25 protein-coding genes are annotated in these 21,965 nt (G+C 35.9%); 21 read left to right on the top strand and 4 right to left on the bottom strand.

Going from position 1 to position 21,965, the window contains the following annotated elements:
- Positions 1-177 precede the first annotated feature (177 nt).
- From MHH37_RS11810 to MHH37_RS11750, 13 genes are all read left to right on the top strand, one after another.
- Entirely contained in the window at positions 178-1,392 is a 1,215-nt protein-coding gene (locus tag MHH37_RS11810; RefSeq protein WP_342573175.1) for an MFS transporter, read from the top strand.
- 81 nt (positions 1,393-1,473) lie between these two features.
- The gene (locus MHH37_RS11805) at positions 1,474-3,021 is read left to right on the top strand and encodes a long-chain-fatty-acid--CoA ligase (protein ID WP_342573174.1); all 1,548 of its coding nucleotides are present in this window, start codon (positions 1,474-1,476) and stop codon (positions 3,019-3,021) included.
- Between the two features lie 37 nt (positions 3,022-3,058).
- Positions 3,059-5,098 (top strand): ABC transporter ATP-binding protein, encoded by a 2,040-nt coding sequence (locus MHH37_RS11800; protein ID WP_342573172.1) that lies wholly within the window; start codon positions 3,059-3,061, stop codon positions 5,096-5,098.
- Positions 5,095-6,042, top strand: a complete 948-nt coding sequence (locus tag MHH37_RS11795) for an ABC transporter permease (RefSeq protein WP_342573171.1) — start codon at positions 5,095-5,097, stop codon at positions 6,040-6,042. The genes MHH37_RS11800 and MHH37_RS11795 overlap by 4 nt, the downstream gene beginning before the upstream one ends.
- Before the next feature lie 44 nt (positions 6,043-6,086).
- A complete protein-coding gene (locus MHH37_RS11790; protein ID WP_342573169.1) occupies positions 6,087-6,992 on the top strand; it encodes an ABC transporter permease in 906 nt (301 codons plus the stop codon).
- Between the two features lie 37 nt (positions 6,993-7,029).
- Complete coding sequence (locus MHH37_RS11785) at positions 7,030-8,649, top strand: ABC transporter substrate-binding protein (RefSeq protein WP_342573166.1); 1,620 nt, start codon at positions 7,030-7,032, stop codon at positions 8,647-8,649.
- A gap of 65 nt (positions 8,650-8,714) precedes the next feature.
- Positions 8,715-9,716 carry an MBL fold metallo-hydrolase gene (locus MHH37_RS11780; RefSeq protein WP_342573164.1) on the top strand — a complete coding sequence of 334 codons (1,002 nt, stop codon included), beginning with the start codon at positions 8,715-8,717 and terminating at the stop codon, positions 9,714-9,716.
- A 100-nt stretch (positions 9,717-9,816) separates the two neighbouring features.
- On the top strand, positions 9,817-10,581 hold the full coding sequence (gene fabG, locus MHH37_RS11775; RefSeq protein ID WP_342573162.1) for a 3-oxoacyl-ACP reductase FabG: 765 nt from the start codon (positions 9,817-9,819) through the stop codon (positions 10,579-10,581).
- Positions 10,582-10,598: 17 nt separating this feature from the next.
- A complete protein-coding gene (locus MHH37_RS11770; RefSeq protein ID WP_008403997.1) occupies positions 10,599-11,048 on the top strand; it encodes a MaoC family dehydratase N-terminal domain-containing protein in 450 nt (149 codons plus the stop codon).
- On the top strand, positions 11,045-11,443 hold the full coding sequence (locus tag MHH37_RS11765) for a MaoC/PaaZ C-terminal domain-containing protein (RefSeq protein ID WP_340735194.1): 399 nt from the start codon (positions 11,045-11,047) through the stop codon (positions 11,441-11,443). The genes MHH37_RS11770 and MHH37_RS11765 overlap by 4 nt, the downstream gene beginning before the upstream one ends.
- A gap of 78 nt (positions 11,444-11,521) precedes the next feature.
- On the top strand, positions 11,522-12,691 hold the full coding sequence (locus MHH37_RS11760) for a thiolase family protein (RefSeq protein WP_342573158.1): 1,170 nt from the start codon (positions 11,522-11,524) through the stop codon (positions 12,689-12,691).
- A gap of 41 nt (positions 12,692-12,732) precedes the next feature.
- Positions 12,733-13,350: a TetR/AcrR family transcriptional regulator gene (locus tag MHH37_RS11755; protein WP_251687412.1), complete on the top strand. Its 618-nt coding sequence runs from the start codon at positions 12,733-12,735 to the stop codon at positions 13,348-13,350.
- A 305-nt stretch (positions 13,351-13,655) separates the two neighbouring features.
- Positions 13,656-15,455 carry a prolyl oligopeptidase family serine peptidase gene (locus MHH37_RS11750; RefSeq protein WP_342573154.1) on the top strand — a complete coding sequence of 600 codons (1,800 nt, stop codon included), beginning with the start codon at positions 13,656-13,658 and terminating at the stop codon, positions 15,453-15,455.
- 212 nt (positions 15,456-15,667) lie between these two features.
- On the opposite strand, the gene MHH37_RS11745 is transcribed toward MHH37_RS11750, so the two are convergent.
- On the bottom strand, positions 15,668-15,922 hold the full coding sequence (locus MHH37_RS11745; RefSeq protein ID WP_342573152.1) for a hypothetical protein: 255 nt from the start codon (positions 15,920-15,922) through the stop codon (positions 15,668-15,670).
- Between the two features lie 104 nt (positions 15,923-16,026).
- Positions 16,027-16,431 (bottom strand): DUF4440 domain-containing protein, encoded by a 405-nt coding sequence (locus tag MHH37_RS11740; protein WP_008403984.1) that lies wholly within the window; start codon positions 16,429-16,431, stop codon positions 16,027-16,029.
- Between the two features lie 176 nt (positions 16,432-16,607).
- Between MHH37_RS11740 and MHH37_RS11735 the strand changes: the two genes are divergently transcribed.
- The 3 genes from MHH37_RS11735 to MHH37_RS11725 are packed head-to-tail and all read left to right on the top strand — an operon-like array spanning position 16,608 to position 17,914.
- Positions 16,608-16,733: a hypothetical protein gene (locus tag MHH37_RS11735; RefSeq protein WP_342573150.1), complete on the top strand. Its 126-nt coding sequence runs from the start codon at positions 16,608-16,610 to the stop codon at positions 16,731-16,733.
- A gap of 57 nt (positions 16,734-16,790) precedes the next feature.
- Entirely contained in the window at positions 16,791-16,991 is a 201-nt protein-coding gene (locus MHH37_RS11730; RefSeq protein ID WP_342573148.1) for a phosphate starvation-inducible protein PhoH, read from the top strand.
- Positions 16,964-17,914: an aminoglycoside 6-adenylyltransferase gene (locus MHH37_RS11725; RefSeq protein WP_342573147.1), complete on the top strand. Its 951-nt coding sequence runs from the start codon at positions 16,964-16,966 to the stop codon at positions 17,912-17,914. The genes MHH37_RS11730 and MHH37_RS11725 overlap by 28 nt, the downstream gene beginning before the upstream one ends.
- Before the next feature lie 84 nt (positions 17,915-17,998).
- Here MHH37_RS11725 and MHH37_RS11720 read toward each other — a convergent pair whose 3' ends face one another.
- Positions 17,999-18,280 carry a YesK family protein gene (locus tag MHH37_RS11720; RefSeq protein WP_342573146.1) on the bottom strand — a complete coding sequence of 94 codons (282 nt, stop codon included), beginning with the start codon at positions 18,278-18,280 and terminating at the stop codon, positions 17,999-18,001.
- 125 nt (positions 18,281-18,405) lie between these two features.
- The gene (locus tag MHH37_RS11715) at positions 18,406-18,876 is read right to left on the bottom strand and encodes a DinB family protein (protein ID WP_342573144.1); all 471 of its coding nucleotides are present in this window, start codon (positions 18,874-18,876) and stop codon (positions 18,406-18,408) included.
- Positions 18,877-18,976: 100 nt separating this feature from the next.
- Between MHH37_RS11715 and MHH37_RS11710 the strand changes: the two genes are divergently transcribed.
- From MHH37_RS11710 to MHH37_RS11690, 5 genes are all read left to right on the top strand, one after another.
- A complete protein-coding gene (locus MHH37_RS11710; RefSeq protein ID WP_342573141.1) occupies positions 18,977-19,513 on the top strand; it encodes an AAA family ATPase in 537 nt (178 codons plus the stop codon).
- 48 nt (positions 19,514-19,561) lie between these two features.
- Entirely contained in the window at positions 19,562-20,116 is a 555-nt protein-coding gene (locus tag MHH37_RS11705) for a GNAT family N-acetyltransferase (RefSeq protein WP_342573140.1), read from the top strand.
- Positions 20,117-20,170: 54 nt separating this feature from the next.
- A complete protein-coding gene (locus tag MHH37_RS11700; protein WP_342573139.1) occupies positions 20,171-20,719 on the top strand; it encodes a GNAT family protein in 549 nt (182 codons plus the stop codon).
- A gap of 25 nt (positions 20,720-20,744) precedes the next feature.
- Positions 20,745-21,167, top strand: coding sequence for a DUF4181 domain-containing protein (locus MHH37_RS11695; protein ID WP_342573138.1), 423 nt, complete (start codon positions 20,745-20,747; stop codon positions 21,165-21,167).
- A gap of 77 nt (positions 21,168-21,244) precedes the next feature.
- Positions 21,245-21,934, top strand: a complete 690-nt coding sequence (locus MHH37_RS11690; protein ID WP_342573136.1) for a polysaccharide deacetylase family protein — start codon at positions 21,245-21,247, stop codon at positions 21,932-21,934.
- Positions 21,935-21,965 lie beyond the last annotated feature (31 nt).

Genomic DNA, 21,965 nt, shown 5'->3' with positions numbered 1-21,965 from the left:
GGGTAGAACATCAATTATCTTTACTATATTTTCAAATTATAGTAAATGCCAGCACCGCCATGCGCTTCGGCTCTTCCGATGGAGGCAAAACCGCCTCCATGTCAGAGTCTCCAACTTGTGTCAGGACTAAGCGAGCGTTCCCCGCTTTTCTATTAAATTGAAAGAAGATGAATATAGATGATGGAAAGGAAGGCGTTCTTTCTACTAGGATTCATAATGTTTTTAACGATGACAGGTTATGGAATAGTACTTCCTACATTACCATTCTTAGCAGATGATTTGGGGCTTTCATCAGTTCAAATGTCATCGTTAATCATAATTTGGGCAGTTTCCCAGTTAATCACTGCACCGATATGGGGTCGTTTAGCTGACAAAATAGGGAGAAAACCCGTTCTAATGATTGGCGTATTTGGCTTTGGTGTAGCTTTCCTATTACTAATTTTGGCTCAAAATTATTGGCAATTGCTTTTAGTTCGACTAATTGGTGCAGCAATATCGTCTGGTACTCAAACTGCAGCTTTTTCAATGGTAGCTGATCACACTAGAAAAGAGTTTAGAAACCAAACTATCGCGAAAATGGGGGCAGTGAATGGACTTGGCTTTTTATGTGGTCCAGCTATTGGAGGGTTATTTTCTCCATTTGGAGTCGTAGTACCTTTTATTATTGCAGGATCTCTAGCATTAGTAACTCTACCTTTTGCCCATTTTTACATCCGAGATTCGATAAATAATGATATTAAAGAAACTCAGAATACGTTTGCTAGAAATAATGAAACAGTTTCTTTTTGGAAATCCATTACAATTGTTACGAAAACCGGATATTGGAATCATTATATGATCATACTTGGATTGTCCATTGCAGCTTCGAGTTTCTTCGGTCTACTTGGATATTATCTAATAGCAAAATTTGAAGCTACCCCAATCTTTGTAAGTATGGCCTTTAGCGCACAAGCCGGAACTTCTGTCTTGGTACAATTCTTTTTACTAAAAAAATGTTATGAAGTATGGAATGAAGATACGATTACAAAAATTGGCTTATCCTTTACGGCAATTGGCTATTGTTTAATTAGTTTTGCGCCATTAATATGGGTAGCAATTTTAGGATGTGTTTTTACTGGTTTTGGGCAATCATTGGTTCGGCCGACTACTATAGCGATGTTATCAAAACGCACTGAGATGGGGCGAGGTATTACATTAGGCCTCCAAGAATCAATGGATAGTTTAGGGAGAATACTTGGACCTCTTTGGGGGGGCTGGGTATTCATATATCTCGTATCGGCTCCATTTATAACTTCTGCTGTTATAACAGTAATTCTATTAGGTGTTGCATTTTTAATAACTTACCAACAGAAAATTGAAATATCTCTACACAAAGATACTAGTAACTCATAATCGGAACGATTGGCCTTGAAATGTAAGCGCTTTAATGCAGAAAATACTATGAAAATAGTAAATAAAAGTTAGGAGGGTAACATGTTACTAACTGAATTATTGGGTGGAAATATTGAGAATTTTGGTGAGTATAACCTTCTGTATTTCTATGATAAAACTTATACAAATAGTGAAACGGAAATTATTTGTAAGAAAGTTTCTAGTCTTGTCCATTCGCTGGGAGTAGAAAAAGGAGATCGGGTGTTAATTTGTATGCCTAATTGTCCCGAAGTTATTTTCTCTTACCAAGGAGTATTAGGAGTTGGTGGCATCATTGTACCAGCTATGTATCTTTTACATGAAAATGAAATCAACTTTATTTTAAAAAATTCTGAAGCAAAAGTTATTATTACATCATCTGTTCTATTGCAAAAATTAAAAAATGCATCCAGTGATTTATCTGTTAAACCAAAGATTATTTGCATAGATCAACCAAGAGAGGAAGATATACAAGAAGAGTTCGAAATCATTGAATGGGAAAAGGCTCTTTCTAATATATCAATTTATGAAAATGCTCCTTTAGAGTTAAAAGAATCAGATGTAGCCGTCATCCTGTATACATCCGGCACTACGGGTATACCGAAGGGAGTTATGTTAACGCATAAAAATCTCTACTCAAATTCAATGTCAGGATTAAAACTTAGAGCGGAAGACGAAATAAGAAGTACTACTCTAGGGGTTCTTCCTCTAGCTCATATTTATGGTTTTGGTATTATGAACAGTATGTTTTTGCTAGGAAGCTCAGTTGTTATTTTTGATAAATTCGATGCCGAAGAGGTATTTAGGGTTATTGAAAAATTTAAAGTAAAATCCTTTGCTGCTGTTCCGGCTATGGTGCATGCGATGTATTATCATCCGAATGCCTATAAATATGACTTATCTAGTTTAGAAACAGTTGGATCGGGGGCTGCTGCACTAGCGATTAGCTTACGTCATAAGTTTAAAGAAAAATTTGGGGCTGAGGTACGAGATGCGTATGGACTTTCTGAAGCATCGCCAGGAGTTGCTACACAACGTAATGATATGCCGATTAAAGAAGGTTCTGTAGGAGTACCAATGCCAGGTGTAAACATTAAAATCGTGGATGAAGGTGGATATGAGGTACCAGTTGGGGATGTCGGTGAATTATTAGTACAAGGCGATAATGTAACGCCTGGTTATTTTAAAAATGAAGAAGAAACAAAAAAGGCACTACAAAATGGATGGCTTCATACAGGGGATATGGCAAAAGTGGATGATGAAGGCTATCTGTACATTGTAGATCGTAAAAAGGATTTAATTATTCGAGGTGGATTTAATATTTATCCGAGAGATTTAGAGGAATTGCTAGTTAAACATGAAGCTGTTTTGGAAGCTGCGGTGATTGGTGTTCCTTCCGAAAAAATGAGTGAAGAAATTGTTGCTTGTATTGTGAAAAAGCCGGATGCAGAAGTAAGTGCAAGTGAATTAATCGGATACTGCCAACAAAATTTAGCTAAATATAAGACACCTCGTCATATTGAATTCATTCAGGAACTTCCGAAAAATGGTGTTGGGAAAATCATGAAAATAAAGCTGAGAGAACAATTTGCTAACCTGATATTAGATTAATATAAGTAGTTTAATATACTTGAAAGGAGGCATTCGAATGACTGGGAAAAATGACACACTACTCCAAGTAGAGGAAATGAAGACGGTTTTTAAGACCAGAAAAGGTAACCTAGAAGCTGTTGATGGTATTTCATTTAGTATTTCTAAAGGTGAAACAGTAGCGATTGTAGGTGAATCAGGTTCTGGTAAAAGCGTATCAGCACTCTCGATTTTACGTTTGTTGGACAGTAATGGAGAAGTCACTTCCGGGAAAATCCTGTTTAATAATTTAAATTTAAAAGATATTAGTAATGAGGAAATCCGAAAAATTCGAGGAAATGAAATTGCCATGATTTTTCAGGATCCGATGACATGCTTAGACCCTGTATACACAATCGGTGATCAGATTACAGAAACGATTAAAATTCACGAAACACTTAGTAAAAATGAACTTCAGGAACGTGCACTAGAATTATTAAGGTTAGTTGGACTTCCGGACCCTGAGAGCCGTATTAATGCCTATCCACATCAATTATCGGGTGGTCAAAGACAAAGAGTAATGATTGCCATAGCACTTGCATGCAGACCTAGTTTAATTATTGCAGATGAACCTACAACAGCTCTTGATGTGACTGTCCAGGCACAGATTTTGCAATTACTGAAAGATTTGCAAACCCAGTTTGGAACAGCGATTATCCTTGTTACACATGATTTAGGTGTTGTAGCGGAAATGGCGGATAAAGTAGTTGTTGTCTATGCGGGGCAGGTTGTAGAACAGTCGAATGTGAAGGATTTGTTTAATAAACCTCAACACCCGTATACAGAAGCATTAATGAAAAGTATTCCAAAAATTGATACAAGTAAAGAACGTAAATTGCTCACGATAAAAGGAAATGTTCCAAGTTTAATAGAAATTCCAGCTGGTTGCCGTTTTCATCCAAGGTGTCCTTTTGCTACTGATAAGTGCATAAGTGAGGAACCACCACTTTTTGAATTAGCAAATGGTCGAGAAAGCAAATGTTGGATTGCAGATCCCAACCTGACAGGAAATTGGGAGGGACCAATTTTAACAGAAGAAAATGAGCCTGTCTTTGAGCTCAATCAACATTTAATCAGTAAAAAGAATTTATTGGAAGTAACAGACTTAAAAAAATACTTTCCTATCACAAAAGGAATACTGTCAAGAACAATCGGACACGTTAAGGCAGTGGATGGGGTAACACTGAATATTCACAAAGGCGAAGTTCTTGGTCTTGTAGGTGAATCCGGCTGTGGTAAATCAACTGTTGGAAGATTAATAACAGGTCTTATTGACTCAACGAATGGGGAAGTAAGTTTTGATGGAAAACAATTATCAAATATTAATAGAAAAGAGAAAAAAGTTCTAAGGAAGCGGGTTCAATTTGTTTTTCAAGATCCCTATAGTTCTCTAAATCCGAGGATGACCATTCTCGATATTATTGGTGAACCATTAGAAGTGCACAATCTAGCAAAAGGAAGTTTAAAGCGTCAACGGGTAGGAGAGCTGCTTGAAATCGTAGGGCTATCTAAAAATGATATGCATAAATTTCCTCATCAATTTTCAGGAGGTCAAAGGCAAAGAATTGGTATAGCAAGGGCTTTGGCAACTGAACCAGAGCTTCTGATTTGTGATGAGGCAGTGTCCGCATTAGATGTTTCTGTTCAAGCCCAAATTTTAAATTTATTAAAAGATCTTCAGTTGAAACTAGGGTTATCTTATTTATTTATCTCTCATGATTTAACGGTAGTCAAATATATTTCAGATAGAATAGCTGTCATGTATTTAGGAGAAATCGTAGAAGTGACCGATTCACAAACTTTATTTACAGAACCGCTCCATCCATATTCAAAGGCACTTATTTCCGCTGTGCCAATTCCTAATCCTAATATTCAACCAGACCGAATTATCCTAAGTGGTGAAGTTCCAAGTCCATCAAACCCTCCAAGCGGATGTAAATTTCATACGAGATGTCCTTTTGCAATGGATCTTTGTAAAAAAGAAAAACCTGAACTAATGGAAATTACAGAAGGTCATACTGTTGCCTGTCATTTCTATAAGGAGGTGTCACACATATGATTGACTATATTGTTAGGCGCTTAATTTTTGGGATATTCGTACTATTAATTATGACAACATTCATTTTTATCATTATGAGAGCGGTACCTGGTGACGTTGTGACCCTTCAGTTGGCCAATTCTGGTGCAACACCTGAACAAATGGCTGCATTGAAAGCTGAAATGGGTCTAGATAAAAGTGTTTTTGGTCAACTAATAGATTGGGGTAAAAATGCGCTTCAAGGAGATTTGGGTAGTTCTCTTTGGTCAGGTAAGGAAGTATCCCAGATTATATTAGACAGACTTCCCGTAACGATACAACTAGCACTAATGGCAATTGTTTTAGCCATCATTATCGGTATTCCGATTGGAGTTATTTCCGCTGTTAAACAAAATACATTTATAGATCATTTTTTAAAAGTAATTTCAATTGGAGGATTATCTATTCCAAGCTTTTGGTTGGGACTAATCTTATTAACTGTATTATCACTGTCTTTCAATTGGATTCCACCACTTGGTTATCAATCATTCGCAGAAAATCCTATTGTTAATCTACAGCAAATGTTCTTACCCGCAATTTGTCTAGCTATTACACTAAGTGCCAGTATAGTTCGTATGACAAGATCGGCTGTCCTTGAAGTACTGCATTCGGAGTTTATCAGAACGGTACGGGCAAAAGGTGCGAAAGAAGCGGTTGTAATATTCAAACATGCCCTTAGAAACTCGTTGATTTCAGTTATTACATTAATTGGTTTACAAATTGGATATCTGCTTGGAGGAACTGTAGTACTTGAATCCATTTTTGCACTCCCAGGATTAGGAAGTCTGATTTTTGAAACTGTATTAGTGAGAGATTATCCAGTTGTTCAGTCAACCGTACTGGTCTTTGGAGCGATGTTTTTATTAGTAAATTTGATGGTGGATGTGATGTACGGTTGGATAGATCCACGAATTAGAACAAAATAAAAAATGCCTCAATATTCTTGTTTCAAGAAAAGGAAGTGATTCATTTGTCTCAAATACAACTAGACTCTGAGTTGCCAAAAGAGAGTATAAAGGCGAGCAGGAACATACACTTAAAAAAATTTAAAGAGGATTGTAAACGCTTTATTCAAACGCAAAAAATTGGCTTTATATCTCTTTTAATTATTCTTTTAGTTTTCGCCGTCGCTGTATTTGCACCTTTCATTGCACCGTTTGACCCAATTAGTCAAGATCGTACAGCATTTTTGGCAGCACCAAACTCACAACATGTGATGGGCACTGATGATTTAGGACGTGATGTGTTTAGTCGTCTAATTTTTGGTTCACAAATATCGTTACTTGTTGGAATTGTAACAGTCGTTATTTCAATTGTATTAGGAACATTAATTGGAATGATTTCTGGATATTTTGGTGGGGTAATTGATTTAGTAATTCAAAGAATAATGGATGCAATTATGTCAATTCCAGCTTTAATTCTTGCTTTATTTATTGCAGCTTTGTTGGGACCTGCCATCCAAAATGTAATTATAGCATTGGTGATTATCGAGATACCTCGTTTTGCTAGGATTGTTCGAGGGGAAATGATGAGAATCCGTGAATCTAATTATGTTGAAGCATCTCGCTCGGTCGGTGCAGGTTCATTTCGAATCATTATGAGACATGGATTGCCAAATATGATGGCACCAATCATTGTCATGGCAAGTCTTGCTTTTGGTCAAACAATTATTGCTGAAGCATCACTTAGTTTTCTTGGAATAGGAACTCCACCACCGAATCCATCCTGGGGGTTAATGTTGAGTGATGCGAGTAGATACATGGAAAGTGCACCATGGCTTGTGCTTTTCCCTGGTTTAGCCTTATGTATACTAGTTTTGGCATTTAACTTATTTGGGGATGCACTTCGGGATTTCCTTGATCCCAAAATGTCTTAGGCAGTTAATAACAATTTTCCCTTAGGAGGAAATACTTATGGATAAAAAACTGAAATCCATAATCTATGTGTTCGTTTTAGGATTATTAGTACTAGTAATTAGTGCTTGCTCCGCTGACGAATCATCAGATGAAGGGCCAGACGATAAGGATGGAGGAACTACTGCACCGAAAAGTGGTGGAACCTATACCATCCTTACTCCTGCAGATCCCGATATGCTCGATCCTCATCGTCAGTCATCAATTTATACACATATGCTTGCAGGATTAGTTTATAACAAGCTAGTTACTTATGAAACAGGACCGGATGCTGCTTATACAGATTATAATGTTGTGCCGGATCTTGCAGAGCGTTGGGAAGTATCTGATGATGGAAAGACCTATACATTCCATCTTCGAGAGGCATATTGGCATGATGTAGAGCCGGTAAATGGCAGACAGTTAACGGCACAGGACGTTGTATCGACAATGGAAAGAATCATCAATTTGCCTGGTCATCAAGCAGCATTATTATCTGTAGTAGAAAGTATCGTAGCGCAAGATGAGCAAACGGTAGTCTTTACATTAAAACAGCCATTTGCTCCGTTTTTAAATTTCATGGCAAACCATTTCATGTGGATTTTACCTAAGGAAGCGATTGATGGGAAAGTTGATTTAGCAACTGACGCAATTGGAACAGGTCCATTTGTGTTAGAAAAATGGGAAGATAATGTGCAGGCTACTTACAAAAAAAATCCGAATTATTATGAAGAAGGCAAACCGTATTTAGATGAAATTATTTATAAAGTCGTACCGGAACAGGGATCTCGTATAGCAGCATTTCGTACAGGTCAGGCAGATTCTATAGGTGGACTATCCCCTGAAGAAATAACACAATTACAAAAAACAAATCCAAATATCAAAATTTTTGAAGCCCTGTTTGCTACGCAGGAACAGTTGTATATGAATATGGAAAGAGAACCTTTTACGGATTTACGGGTACGGAAAGCCATTAGTATGGCTGTTGACCGAAAATCAATGGTTAAGGCTATCTACGGCGGTGGTGAAACGAGTGGACCAGTCAATCCTTCATTAGGTGATTGGGCCTTACCTTTAGAAGAGAGAGAAAAATTATTATCATATAACCCAGAAGAGGCAAAAAAGCTACTGGCAGAGGCTGGGTATCCAAATGGTTTTGATACGACCATGATGGTAACGAATGGCTATGGAGAACAACTTGTGCGTGTCGCACAATGGGTTGCGGAAGATTTAAGAAACGTGGGCATTAATGTCGAAATAGAGGTGGTTGAATATGCTGCATACTTCTCGGAAAAATGGCCGAATGTCGATTATGACATGGGTGTAGGCTATCAAACATATTTCCAGGAGCCTGATGAATGGCTTCGTACGCAATTACACACGGATGGCTCCAGAAACTGGTATAACATCAGTGACCCGGAATTAGACAAATTGCTTGATGAACAGAGAACAATACTGGATGTTGAAAAAAGAAAACAATATATCTATGAAATTCAACGTTATGTTTTAGAAAATGTAGTTAATCCGATTCCAATCACAACTTATTATACGAAGACTCCGATACAGCCTTATGTAAGAGATTCATATCCACATGCTTCATACGGATACGGATATTTAAAAGATGTTTGGTACGATAAATAAAATACTCAACATTATAGAGTGTTGGATACTATTTGTGTAAAAAAATATCGTCACATGGAAGGTATGTGAGAAAAATTCCGACAAAAAAAGGATTGAGTACTTTGCAAAGGATAGAAAAAATAGAGTTAACAACCAACTTCCCGATTGGTCCGGTAAATTCATATGTTGTGTTTGGAGAGAAGTTAACCCTTATTGATGCCGGTCTAAAAAATAAACAGGGTTGGGATGATCTCAATAATGGTCTGCATCGTCTAGGCGTTGAAATAACCGATCTTGAACAAATTGTATTAACACATCACCATAATGATCATACAGGTCTTGTGGACTGGATTTTAGAGAAGAATCCTACTATTAAGATTTTTGCTCATAAAGATACTGAAATGATTTTAAAGGATGAAAGCTATATAGAATGGAGCGCTGAATTTTTTCACAACTTATTCATTGAATTCGGTTTAACAGAAGATATGGCTATCAAGTCAGCGTTTCGAAAGGGACACCGGGATTATTTCCAAACTGCATCTGTTGATGAGGTACTAGAGGAGGGAGATATGGTACCGGGTTTACCTTCATTTCAAGTAATAGAAACGTTAGGTCATTCACAGGATCATATTTCATTTTATAGCGCGGATGAGCAGCTGTTCATTTGTGGAGATCACATTATCAAAGGGGTCCATGGAGGGATGTGGATGGATGCACCTAAACCCGGAAATACGCGTGCAAAACCCTTAATCCAATATCTAAAGAATTTAGAAAAGTGCAGAAAACTTTCTGCTAACTTTACTTTTTCAGGACATGGCCCCATTATATCCGATTTAAATGGAGCAATTGACGGACATATAAGCAATATAGAACATCGTGTAAGTCGTGTGATCAATACACTAAAAAAAGCAAATGGTGCTGCAACCGGATTTGAAATTATACAAGACATGTACCGGGGAAGGTATGAGAAAGCTGTAATTACATTTTTGTTTGAAATTATAAGTGTACTGGATTTATTAGAAGAACGGAATATTGTCATTTCAGAAAAACAAAATGGAGTATTTAAGTACCGATTAGTAAATAATTAGTGGAAAAAGCATAATGTTTCGTTTGACTGAATAATTCTTTAAAACTACTAATAAAATGTTAAGACACAAAATTTTAGTAGATAAGGCAGGAGGAATTTATTTGACTGGAAGATTTGAAAATAGAGTTGCATTTATAACTGGTGGTAGTCGCGGTATAGGGAAAAGCATTGCAGAAACTTTTACTGAAGAAGGAGCAAAAATAGCCATAATTGATATTGATACGGAAGCATTACAAAATGTACAGTCTGAATTTAAAGAAAAGAGATTCGACATTTTAGCTATACAGGCAAATGTTGTAAATTCACATGAAGTTGAGGCAGCGATGGAACAAGTTATGAAGGAATATGGATCAATTGATATTTTGGTTAACAATGCAGGCATTATCCGCGATAACTTACTATTTAAAATGACAGATAATGACTGGGATCAGGTAATCGATGTTCACTTGAAAGGTGCCTTTAATACAACGCGTGCAGCACAAAAATACATGGTTCAGCAGAAGTATGGAAGAATTATTAATATTTCTTCAACTTCAGCATTAGGGAACCCCGGGCAAGCAAACTATTCAACGGTTAAAGCTGGCTTACAAGGTCTGACAAAAACACTGGCGAGAGAATTCGGGAAATTTGGCATTACTACAAATGCAGTTGCACCTGGTTTTATCGAGACAGATATGACGAAAGCTACTGCAGAGCGAATCGGTGTACCTTTTGAAGATTTCCTGAAAGCAGGTGCCAGTAAAATACCTGTTGGCAGAGTTGGAAAGCCTCGTGATATCGCAAATGCAGTTGCTTTCTTTGCCGATGAAAATTCCTCATTTGTAAACGGGCAAGTACTCTATGTAGCTGGCGGACCGACAAATTAAAGAGAAGGGATGAAGTTTTGTATACAGAATATATTGGACTAACTTCTAACAAAGTAAGAAATGTAATTGAAAGAGAGCTTGTAAGAAGATTTGCTGAATCCATTGGAGATAATCATCCAATCTATACTGATGAAGAGATTGGTAAACAATCACGATATGGCACAAATATTGCTCCCCCTACATTTCCAAGGGTGCTCAGATCTGGTTATATCGATGGACTCAAATTACCGTTAAAAGGATTAATACATGGTGAACAGATTTATCATTATGAACGCCCCCTTTTGGTTGGAGAGGAAGTCTATTGCTACTCGAAAATAGAAGATTACTATGAAAAAGAAGGCAGCACCGGAAAAATGGGCTTCCTGAAGATGACACGGTATGGTGAAGACAGAGATGGGAGATTAATTTTCACTGAAGAGTCGATCACAATCATCACGGAAACGGTAAGGAGGTCCTTAAACGTATGACTGTTTTAGCAGATATAAGAAAAGGTGAATCTCTTGAAACGACACTAGAACCAGTATCGAGAATGGATTTAATCAAGTATTCAGGTTCTTCCGGTGATTTTAATCCGATTCATACAATTGATGAAGAAGCTAAAAAAGCTGGTCTACCAGGAATTATTGCTCATGGTATGTGGACGATGGGCAACCTTTCCAAGCTGTTTACGGCTTATTATGATGAGGGCTATATAAAAGATTATAATATTCGATTTTCAGGAATGGTGTTTTTAAATGATGTTCTTACTTTAAAGGCTGATTTAGTTGACATAGTGGATCAATCACTAATCTTTGATGTGAAAGCTATAAACCAGCATCAAAAAGCTGTGGTTAAGGGAAAATTAATATTTGAACGTTATTAATTAAAAAGGGTTTGTCTCGATTTCAAATAGGATAGGGGCAAATCCTTTAAATATAAACTGATAATGAGGAGACCATATATGAAAAGAGATGCTGTCATTGTATCAGCTGTTCGTACGGCGATTGGAAAACAAGGTGGGGCATTAGCAAGTCTTCCTGCTCATCTGTATGGAGGAGAAGTTATTAAAGAAGCAATCAAGAGAGTGAATCTTAATCCTGAAATGATCGATGATGTGATTTTAGGAAATGTTTTAAGTGGTGGCGGCAATATTGCTAGATTGACAGCTTTACAGGGCGGTTTATCTGTCAACATACCGGGGTTAACAATAGACAGGCAATGTGGTTCAGGTATTAATGCAGCAGCATTAGCTGCCCAAGCGATACAATCTGGTGCAGGTGATATATATGTTGCCGGGGGGATTGAAAGCATGAGCCGTGCACCATATCAATATGAGCGTCCAGAACAAGCATACAGTTCAATCCCGCCAAGGTCTCGTAAAACGTTACTTGCTCCTGAAGAAATCGGAAACCCGGGCATGGGAACTACTGCAGAAAACCTTGCAAAAAAATACGATATTACAAGAAAGGAACAAGATGAGTATGCCTTAAGAAGTCAACTAAGAATGGCAACGGCAATTAATGAAGGGCGTTTTGATGAACAAATTGTTCCAATTAGTATTCCTGTTCGTAAAGGTGAGCCGATTCTTTTTAACAAAGATGAGCATCCGCGTCCGAATACAACGTTAGCTGCATTAGCAAAGCTATCGCCGGCTTTCCAAAGAGATGGAACTGTTACAGCAGGTAGTAGTTCCGGACTGAATGATGCGGCATCAGCAATGGTCATTATGTCTCGAGAGAAGGCTGAAGAATTAGGAATTCAACCATTAGCCACGATTAAAGGATCAACCGTTGCAGGAGTAGACCCTAATATTATGGGAATTGGTCCCGTACCGGCAACGAAAAAATTATTAGAGAAGTTGAATCTTTCTTTATCCGATATGGACATTATCGAATTGAACGAGGCGTTTGCTGCACAGGTTATCGCCTGTGACCGGGAATTGGGAATCGATCCGGAAAAACTAAATGTTAATGGCGGAGCAATTGCACATGGGCATCCATTAGGTGCAACAGGCGCAATTTTAATAACAAAAGCTGTATATGAATTGAAACGATCGGCTGGGAAATTCGCCCTTATTACAGCTTGTATCGGTGGAGGCCAAGGAATCTCTTTAGTAATCGAAAGGGAGTGAACTAAAATTGTAAAAAAATAATGACTTGAGGAGTAATTTAAATGCGCGGAAGAATTCTAAAAGAAAGTATAGACCTCTTTGATAAAAAGGGATTCAGCAAAACTTCCATTCAAGATATTATTGATACGATTGGTGTGACAAAGGGTACCTTTTATTATTACTTTAAAAGTAAACAAGAATTACTAATGGATATTCACTTAAATTATATTAAAGAGTTATTAGCCGAACAAGAAGTAATTTTTAATGATGAATATCTTAGTAATAAAGAAAAAATGAATAATTTAATCTCTTTAATTATAAAAAATATTAAAATACATGGGAAGAGTGCAAGAGTATTTAATCGTGAATTTCGGCATCTCGATGATAATCAATTAAAGTTAATCAATGATTATCGTAAAGAGTTTCGAATTAAGCTTCAAAAACTCTTAGGTGAAGGAATAGAAAAAGGGGAATTCAGGGATGACCTTAGATGTGATATTGTCATTTTTGGAATTCTAGGCATGGTTAACCGTTCGTATAATTGGTATGATCCGGATGGGGAAGTGTCAGAAGAAGAGTTAGTGAATACCTATATGGATATAATATTAAATGGAATAAAAAAAGAGGGAAAAACTGCACTCATTAATGAAAAAATTATAGAAAATCATTTTACAGGCTAAATGGTAGTTATGAATAAAAATAATGGTATATGTGCGGTTGAAGGATTCAAATATACCTTTGTAAAGATTTATATGAGCAAAAGAGTAAACAGGTGGTGTTCTGTATTACTCTTTTTTTGTTTTTTATAATCTATAAATGAATATATGTGAATTCAGTTAATTTGTAATACTATTTTACGAATGGTTTAATAATTGTATACAATTTTTCGTATATTCAATTATTTTATTTCAAATAAAAGTATATTTATGGTAATTTAGTAATAATACAGTTTTTACAATTTAAACATTAAGGAGGAGTATTCAATATGGTTTCATTTCCTAAACCAGGGGCAGAGCAGTTTTTAAGGACATTTTCAATTAGAGATTTTGCGGTGAGTCCGGATGAAAATCAACTTGTTTTCAGTACAAATTTAAGCGGAAAGTATAATTTATGGGCAATGAATCTGCCAAGTACATTCCCGACACAGCTGACATTCAATAATCAGAGCTGTCATGGGCTTCTGTATGATAAACAAGGACGATTCATCTTGGCAGGTTTTGATGAAGATGGCAATGAAAATACACAATTTTATGGTTTGCCTCTTCATGGGGGTACATTAAAACCGATTATTAATGAAGAAGGAACGCGCAATACAGGAATGATTCTTTCGGAAGACGGGAAAAAGCTTTATTACACTTCATCAAAAGGAAACCCTTCTTTTTTGAATACGTATAAATATGACCTGGAGACAGGGGCGGAAGAATTGATTTTAGAAGGAAAAACTACTCCTACATTATCAATTGGTTTAAGCCCGAATGAAGAAACCCTTCTTTATATGATGGGGTATTCAAATACGCATTCGCTGTTGTATGCAAAACGGGGGAACGAAAATACTTTGTTAACACCGTCTACCGATTGTCAGCACACAGTTAGTGACGCTTGTTTCGCAACAAATGATCTTATTTATTTTTTAACGGACTACGACGCAGATTTTACATACTTGGCCTCGTATAATTTAGAGACAAATGAATTTACTAAAGTGAAAGATATAGAGAATGAAAGCTTCACTACCCTGAAATATGACCAACACAAGCAGCACCTATATATAGTTAGTGAAAAGGGTGTAGAAGATACTGTATACATGTATGATTTGGGCTCAGATGAATGGGTGAAAATACAAACGCCATGTAGTACTATCGATAAGTTAGTTGTGACAAAGTCAGGGAATTTATATATGTTAGGCGGAACTGCTACTAAACCGGATAATATTTACCGATTTACAAATAATGAATGGACTTCTCTTACACAATATACAGTTCCGGGTGTCGAACATAGCGAATTAGTGGAGCCGGATGTCATTTCGTATGCTTCTTTTGATGGGCTGGAAATTGAATCTTTATTTTTCAAAGCTAATAAGGAAAATGATAATGGGGAAATCATCTTTTGGCCACACGGTGGTCCGCAAGCTGCAGAGCGAAAATTCTTTAGAGCTTCATTCCAATTCTTTTTAAATAATGGCTATAGTATTTTTGCACCAAATTTCCGTGGGTCAACGGGTTATGGATTAGCTTTCATGAAAATGGTGGACGGAGATTGGGGATACGGTCCGCGTCTTGATAATGTTGCAGGTCTCGATTGGCTTATTGACAACGGTTATGCAGAGAAGGGGAATATTTTATTGATGGGTGGAAGCTATGGTGGCTATATGGCATTGTTGCTTCACGGACGACATGCGGATTATTTCAAAGCTGTAGTCGATATCTTTGGGCCGTCTGATTTGTTTTCTTTTGTCAATTCGGTTCCGGAAGACTGGAAACCGATGATGGATCAGTGGGTAGGAAATCCTGAAAGAGACAAAGAAAAGTTTATCGAATATTCTCCGATTACGTATTTAGAGACGATGACAAAACCAATGCTTGTTATTCAAGGAGCAAATGATCCACGAGTTGTGAAGGAAGAATCGGATCAAATTGTGCAGGCGTTAAAAGATAAAGGCCGTGAAGTCGAATATATGCTTCTTGAAGATGAGGGTCATGGATTCTCTAAAAAAGAAAATGAAATTGCGGTTTACCAAAAAATCCTTTCATTCTTCAGCCAATTTGTTGAATCTAAAGTAAAGGCATAAAAAAACATCAATTATAATTAATGATACTATACAAAATACAAACAGCGACAATAATAATTATACGAGATTGTCGCTGTTTTTTACTTAGAAGTAATGATATCCATTAGCGTTTTTAAGCCGTCATTCACTTTTACTAGCTGATTATTGCCTTTCACTCCAAAAAGATACACTTTATCGTTATCTTCTAAAGAATACATGTACCTGTCTTCCAATTACTGTGCTAGTGCTGGCTTACTATTAAATTGATGGACCCTCACTACATACTTGACTTCGTTTTCTTGTAAGTATTCGATTTCGAGCAGTGGCTCTTCTTTAAATATCTTATTATCTGTCCGTTCCAACTGTACATAGTGGAACCTGTAGATTTCAACCATAGGAGTAAAAGCAGAATCCGAATCCGTAAATACTAAAATTTCTTCATTTGTTTTGGCATCTCTTACTGAAATAGTATCAATATTACTACTCAAAGCTGTTCCTATTATGGCATCTCTGCTAGACTCTTGCCACATATCAAAAATAAACCAGCCCAAAACAATGACACCGATAGAGATTACCCATAGCCATCTTCTCATTATTTGGATACATTCAAATTCTCTGTTGATGAACTGCTAGTAAAACTAGTTAATTGAAGTGGCGTGATCGTACCTTGGTGGAAATAGAGCTGCCAATGCCCGTCAATCAATTTCCATATCGAACTACGTAGTGTATTTCTTTCTCTCGTTGTATCGACTAAAAAATAAGTAGCTAAGACAATGTCATGAGCGAGCGGGTAGATTTCGTAGTTGTGCAGCTTCATTTCTGTCAAAACAACACCAGTTTCAAGACACTCTTTTTTATCGTAAATATAACCGGAGCTGCCAATCTCAAAGAAGTCATCTGCTAAAATTGCATCAAGCTTTTCTTTACTCCTTCTAACTTCTAAACCAGTATGACTTTCCTCTAACTGCTGTAAATGCTCTTTTAAATTCTCTATCATCACAATTACCACCTAACTTTTTTAATACATCTAAACTTTTATTTCTAGATTATTCAATGAAATCCTTTAATTCGACAGGAGGACGTCATACTTTGAACGTTGACATTGCTTATGAATACAAAAAGTTGAAACATTTACCATATATATTCGTATAGATACATAAAGGAGGAATTTATATGACTCTAAATAATAAGTTACAAAACGAGGGAAAGAAAAAATCCAGCTACATTATTCCTGTTTTTATTGGTGGGGCAATAGGGGCAGTTTTAGGTGTAGTTGCATACGTGAAGGACGGGCTCTGATATTTTTTATAAAAGCTAATTTCAAATCTTTAACAAAGGGAGATTGGAGGTTAATTTATGGATGCATTATCAATTCTCGCAATTGTACTCATCGTCACCGGAATGGTTGTATGTGCAATTAAAATGAGGAGCTTGAAAGATAAAATTCACGATAGTTCAGCTACTCCAATAATCCTTAGGTGGATAATAGCAACTGTTGCGTGGGGAGTATTGAGCATTTATATTGTAGCATGGTGGCTAATGCCTCGATTGCTTTAAAAACTACAATATATAAAAAGAGGATTAGTGAATTCCATTTTCGAATTTTAATAAAAGGACGTAGAAACGAAGGAGCTGTTTTAGAATGTGTGGGATTAGAAACTAAAAAAAGAAAACGAGATGTTGGTCTTCGGAAGCATCGTCAGGAATTAATGGAAGCAATTGAACTTGATTTAATCAATGATGAGAATGTTTTGGCTGTTTTTTACGGAGGGTCCATCGGAAATGAGGAAACGGATCTATATTCTGATATCGATCTCCGTATAGTTGTGAAAGAAGAAGTATATGAAGAGTATAGGTTGAACAAAAAGCAACGGGCCAGTAACTGGGGAAATGTTCTTTACTTTGAAGACTTTCATTGGGCAAATTACAGTACGGCACATTACAGGTCATTTATAAAAGTGGACAGTTTTTATTATAAAAAGGTGGATATGAAGCCATCTATATGGACTCAGAAATTAAAAATTGTCCATGATCCAACAGGTTTGATCCATGATGTAGTAACAGAATCAGCGGATTTAACGTATAGACCATCTGTTCAAGAAATAGAACATTGGAGAACAAAATTTTTTGCTTATCTGCATGAAGCGTACAGAAGAGTAATGAGAAATGAAATCTATTATGCACTTCACAATATAGATAATTTAAGGTTTTCCATGATAACTGGTTGGTATATGGAAGCAGGCATACAACCGAATGCCTTTGGGGATTGGGCAAAATTAGAAGGGGATAGAAGCAAACTAAATGAACGACAATTATCACTGTTAATTCAGTGGCAATGCAATAGAGAACAAGAAGAAATTTTTAATGTAATGAAAAATATCATTCCGGAATTTATTCAAATTCACAAGAAATTATGTGAGCAATACGGAGTTGATGAGAACATCGAGTGGGTAAAAGAAATAATAGATTTGGTAATGTAAATTCATATATAAGTCAGCTGTAATATGGCAGTAGAGAATATAAAAAACGCTCAGTTTTTAAATATCCCTGAGCGTTTAATATGCTTATTCAACTAAAGCCCTTACTTCGTGTTTTGATAAATAATACCAAAAATAGTACCTATCCAAACGCCTATAAAAATAGTAAAAGCAAAGACCCATGCCTTCCCAACCACCAACAACAAATATGCTGAAAAGTATTAATCCGATACAAAGTAGGCTCATTATAGCAGAAGTTAAAAGTAAAACATTTTTTGAAACTTTACGGGCAATAAAAAACATCATAAATGCAAAGAATAATCCTAACAATAATAAAGGAGTCCATCCGTCTAACATCAAAGCATCCACTTAATTACCCCCTGTTATGTTTTCCACGAACTGACATGACTGTTATATAACCTAAAGTACATCCTGTAAAAATTTTAACATAAATTTTCCATTTATTTAAGGGCAAAGGGACAATGCTTAATGGATTACTCAAAAATTCTAATGATTAAATCCGAAGAAATCGGCTTTCGCTGTATTTCTCTAGCCCAAACGGATAGCTGCCCAATGTGATGTATCTCATGCGTTATCATATGAGCGAAAATCTTTTTTTGCGTAAATTCTAATATTGAACCGTCTCGTCGCTGTACTTCTATAATATTATTTTCATAGTCTGAAGGAAGTTGTTCAATGAACTGTTCAGTAAACGATTGGACAAAAGTCGAATATTCTTTGATCTCATTCAATTGTGTAAGTAGTTGTCGCCTTTCAAAAACTACTTTTTCATCAACTAATGAATTCAACCAGAGCAACTCACAATCTATTATGTGGGTAAGTGTTTCTCGTATACTTTTCATACCACCAACCCGTTCTTTTTGAAATTCCTCTTCCGGTAATGATTCACACCAATTGAACCAATCTTCACGTACTTGCCAATTATATTTAAATAAAGATAACATTTCGCACCTCATTCTAGTAGAATAATAAGGAAATTATAACTTAAATGGGTTTAATGGGAAACGTTGTTGAAAATTAATTCTCATTTTAGGAGTTGAACGAATGAATAAAAAGGCAGCAAATAAGGTCTACATTATTTCAGGTCCTGCTGGGGTAGGAAAATCAACAACTTCAAAAGAACTGATTAAAAAATTTAAGAATAGTGCCTATATTTCTGGTGATGATGTTAGTCATATGCACATTAACGGAAGAAAAAACCCATGGGAAAGATCAGAAGAAGTATTGATTTGGGATAACATATTGAGTCTCACAAAGAACTTTATTAAGAATGGATTAGACGTCGTCGTTGATTATGTAACCTTCCCTAAAGAAGCAGAGTGGGTTAACAAAAATCTTAAAAGTTTAAATGTGCAAGTGATTTATGTAGTGTTATGGACCGATAAGGGGACTTTATTGACTAGGGATAGTATGAGGGTGCCAAGCGCAAGAATGGGTGAACGATGTGTGATTTTAATAGATGAGTTCATTGAATCAGGATTAAGTGAAAAACACATTATTGATACAGGCAATACTTCGCTTGATGATATCTCAGATGTGATCAATGAAATAATAAACAACCCAAAATATAAATTAAATTAGAATCATATAAGTAGAGCGAAATTATGATTTAGAAGTTGAGGTGTTTTTTTGAGGAAATTCAATGACTACATAGAAACGGATAGACTAGTAATAAGACCCCTTGAAAAAGAAGATTACACATCGTGGTTATCCGCATTTGAAAATAGATTGCCATCACAGCATCAATACGATGAAGGTAAAATCGATATGAGCATTTGTATAAAAAATTGGTTTGGAGATTTGGTAGATCGTCATCAAAGGCTTGCTTCAGAAGATAAAGTTTATGTATTTGGGGTTTTCCGAAAAGAGGATCTTGCGCATATTGGTTCAGTTGATTTTTCCACAATGTTGAGAGATGAATTTCAATGGGCAAGATTTGGTTACACCATCCACAACCAATTTTGGTTACAAGGATATGGAAAGGAAGCTGTAAAAGCTGCGATTACACTAGCTTTTAATAAACTGAATTATCATCGGATCGAAGCGCACATAAATCTGGATAACTTTCCTTCTATTAAGTTAGCAGAAAGTGTTGGCCTGCAATTTGAATGTATAAGAAAAGGATTTATTTACGAATTTGACGAGTGGAAAGATCATCTTATTTACTATATAAATTCGAAGTAAGGGATAAATCTAATATAATATCTAGCAAAAAATAAAGAGAAGGTAGGGATGTAGATGCACAAATTAGAAACCGAAAGATTACTATTAAGACCAATAACATTTGATGATTCAGACAGAATTGAAGAATTGGCAGGAGAGTATGATGTAGCAAAGTCTACATTAAATATACCTCATCCATATCCTAAAGGTTCTGCTTCTCAATTTATAGAAAGTATCCAAACTGCAGAACAAAATAATAAGATTGTCATGTTTGCGATTATTATTAAAGAAACAAAACTGTTAATTGGACTGATTAATTTAAATTTGTCCATTTCGTATCAAAGAGGTGAATTAGCATATTGGATTGGAAAAGAGTATTGGGGAAATGGTTACGGAACCGAGGCAGCAAAAGCATTGTTGGAATATGGTTTTAACCAGCTTAAATTAAATAAAATATTTGCAGCTTCATTTACATCAAACACTGGTTCATGGAAGGTAATGGAGAAAATCGGTTTGAAATATGAAGGCACATTAAAGCAACATGTATCACGCTTTGGACAGTTTTATGATTTGACCTACTATGGGTTGTTAAAAGATGAATTCGAAAACATTGCGCAATTGTGAAGTGAAAATTAGGTGGTGAAAAATCGTGGAAAATGTTTTAACAAATTTGATTTTAATATCGTCAATTTTTGGACTTGTACTATTTTGTATTAATAAGTTTTTAAGAAAACGACTTAACGTTGAAAAGAAAGAATTCTTCTCTTATAACCATGTAAATGAACAACATAAAAAAATAGATTGGGCCATCAGAATTACATTTATTGTTTTTGTGTTATTCGGTTTTTTCATTAATGTTAACCACGATCCTTCAAAGCACATTTGGTTTTTACAAACGCATATTCTAATGTTTGATTTTATTGTGATAACTGAACTTGTCAGAATTGTTATGGAGAAGAGATATGCAAAAAACAAAAATGATTATATTTTTACGGCTGTACAATTAGGGGTTATTTCGTTGTTTTTACTCGCAGTGTTTTCGACAGACTTTTTTGGCTTATTGGCTTGGTAGTAAGTGCTTGTTTTACTAAAGTAGCATATATTTCTACAGTAGTTTTGCTTAAAGGTTATTAAAGAAAGGAACCGAAGATGAAAAAGAAATTAATAATTGCAGTTATATTAATGGCTCTTTTATTTGCAGGGATGTTCAAAGTTACTAAATTAAGAACGTTTCAATTTTTTGGAGGGTTGACCTACCAAGCGGAAACAAAAGACAAGGTTATTGCTTTAACATTTGATGACGGTCCGACAAAGAATGTGGATCAGCTTTTGCCATTGTTGGATGAATACAAGGTAAAAGCTACGTTTTTCCTTATCGGAAATGAAATTGAAAAGCATCCTGAAGAAGCAAAAAAATTAATTGAAGCAGGACATCAAATTGGGAATCACACGTATTCGCATAAAAGAATGGTTTTAAAATCGCCTTCTTTTATTGAAGAGGAAATAGAAAAAACAGATGAACTAATTCGAAGCATTGGGTATGAGGGGGAAATTGACTTTCGCCCACCTTACGGGAAAAAATTCGTAGGGTTACCGTATTATTTAAATAAGACCAACAGGGAAACGATTATGTGGTCGTTGGATCCGGAAACGTATTATACAAGAGTTGATGAAGAAATCAATTATGTAATGAAAAACATTCAACCGGGCTCGATTATCTTGCTGCATCCAATGTATGATCAAACCGGGGGAACATTGGAAGTTGTTGAAACGATTTTAAAAGAACTTTCGAACGAAGGATATCGATTCTTAACAGTGGATGAACTTCAGTCGCTATAATCTCTTTTGCCGCACAGAATATTATAAGGCC

It is taken from the genome of Solibacillus sp. FSL K6-1781, assembly GCF_038630735.1.
GTDB lineage: Bacteria > Bacillota > Bacilli > Bacillales_A > Planococcaceae > Solibacillus > Solibacillus silvestris.
This window is presented reverse-complemented; position numbering and strand designations above follow the sequence as displayed.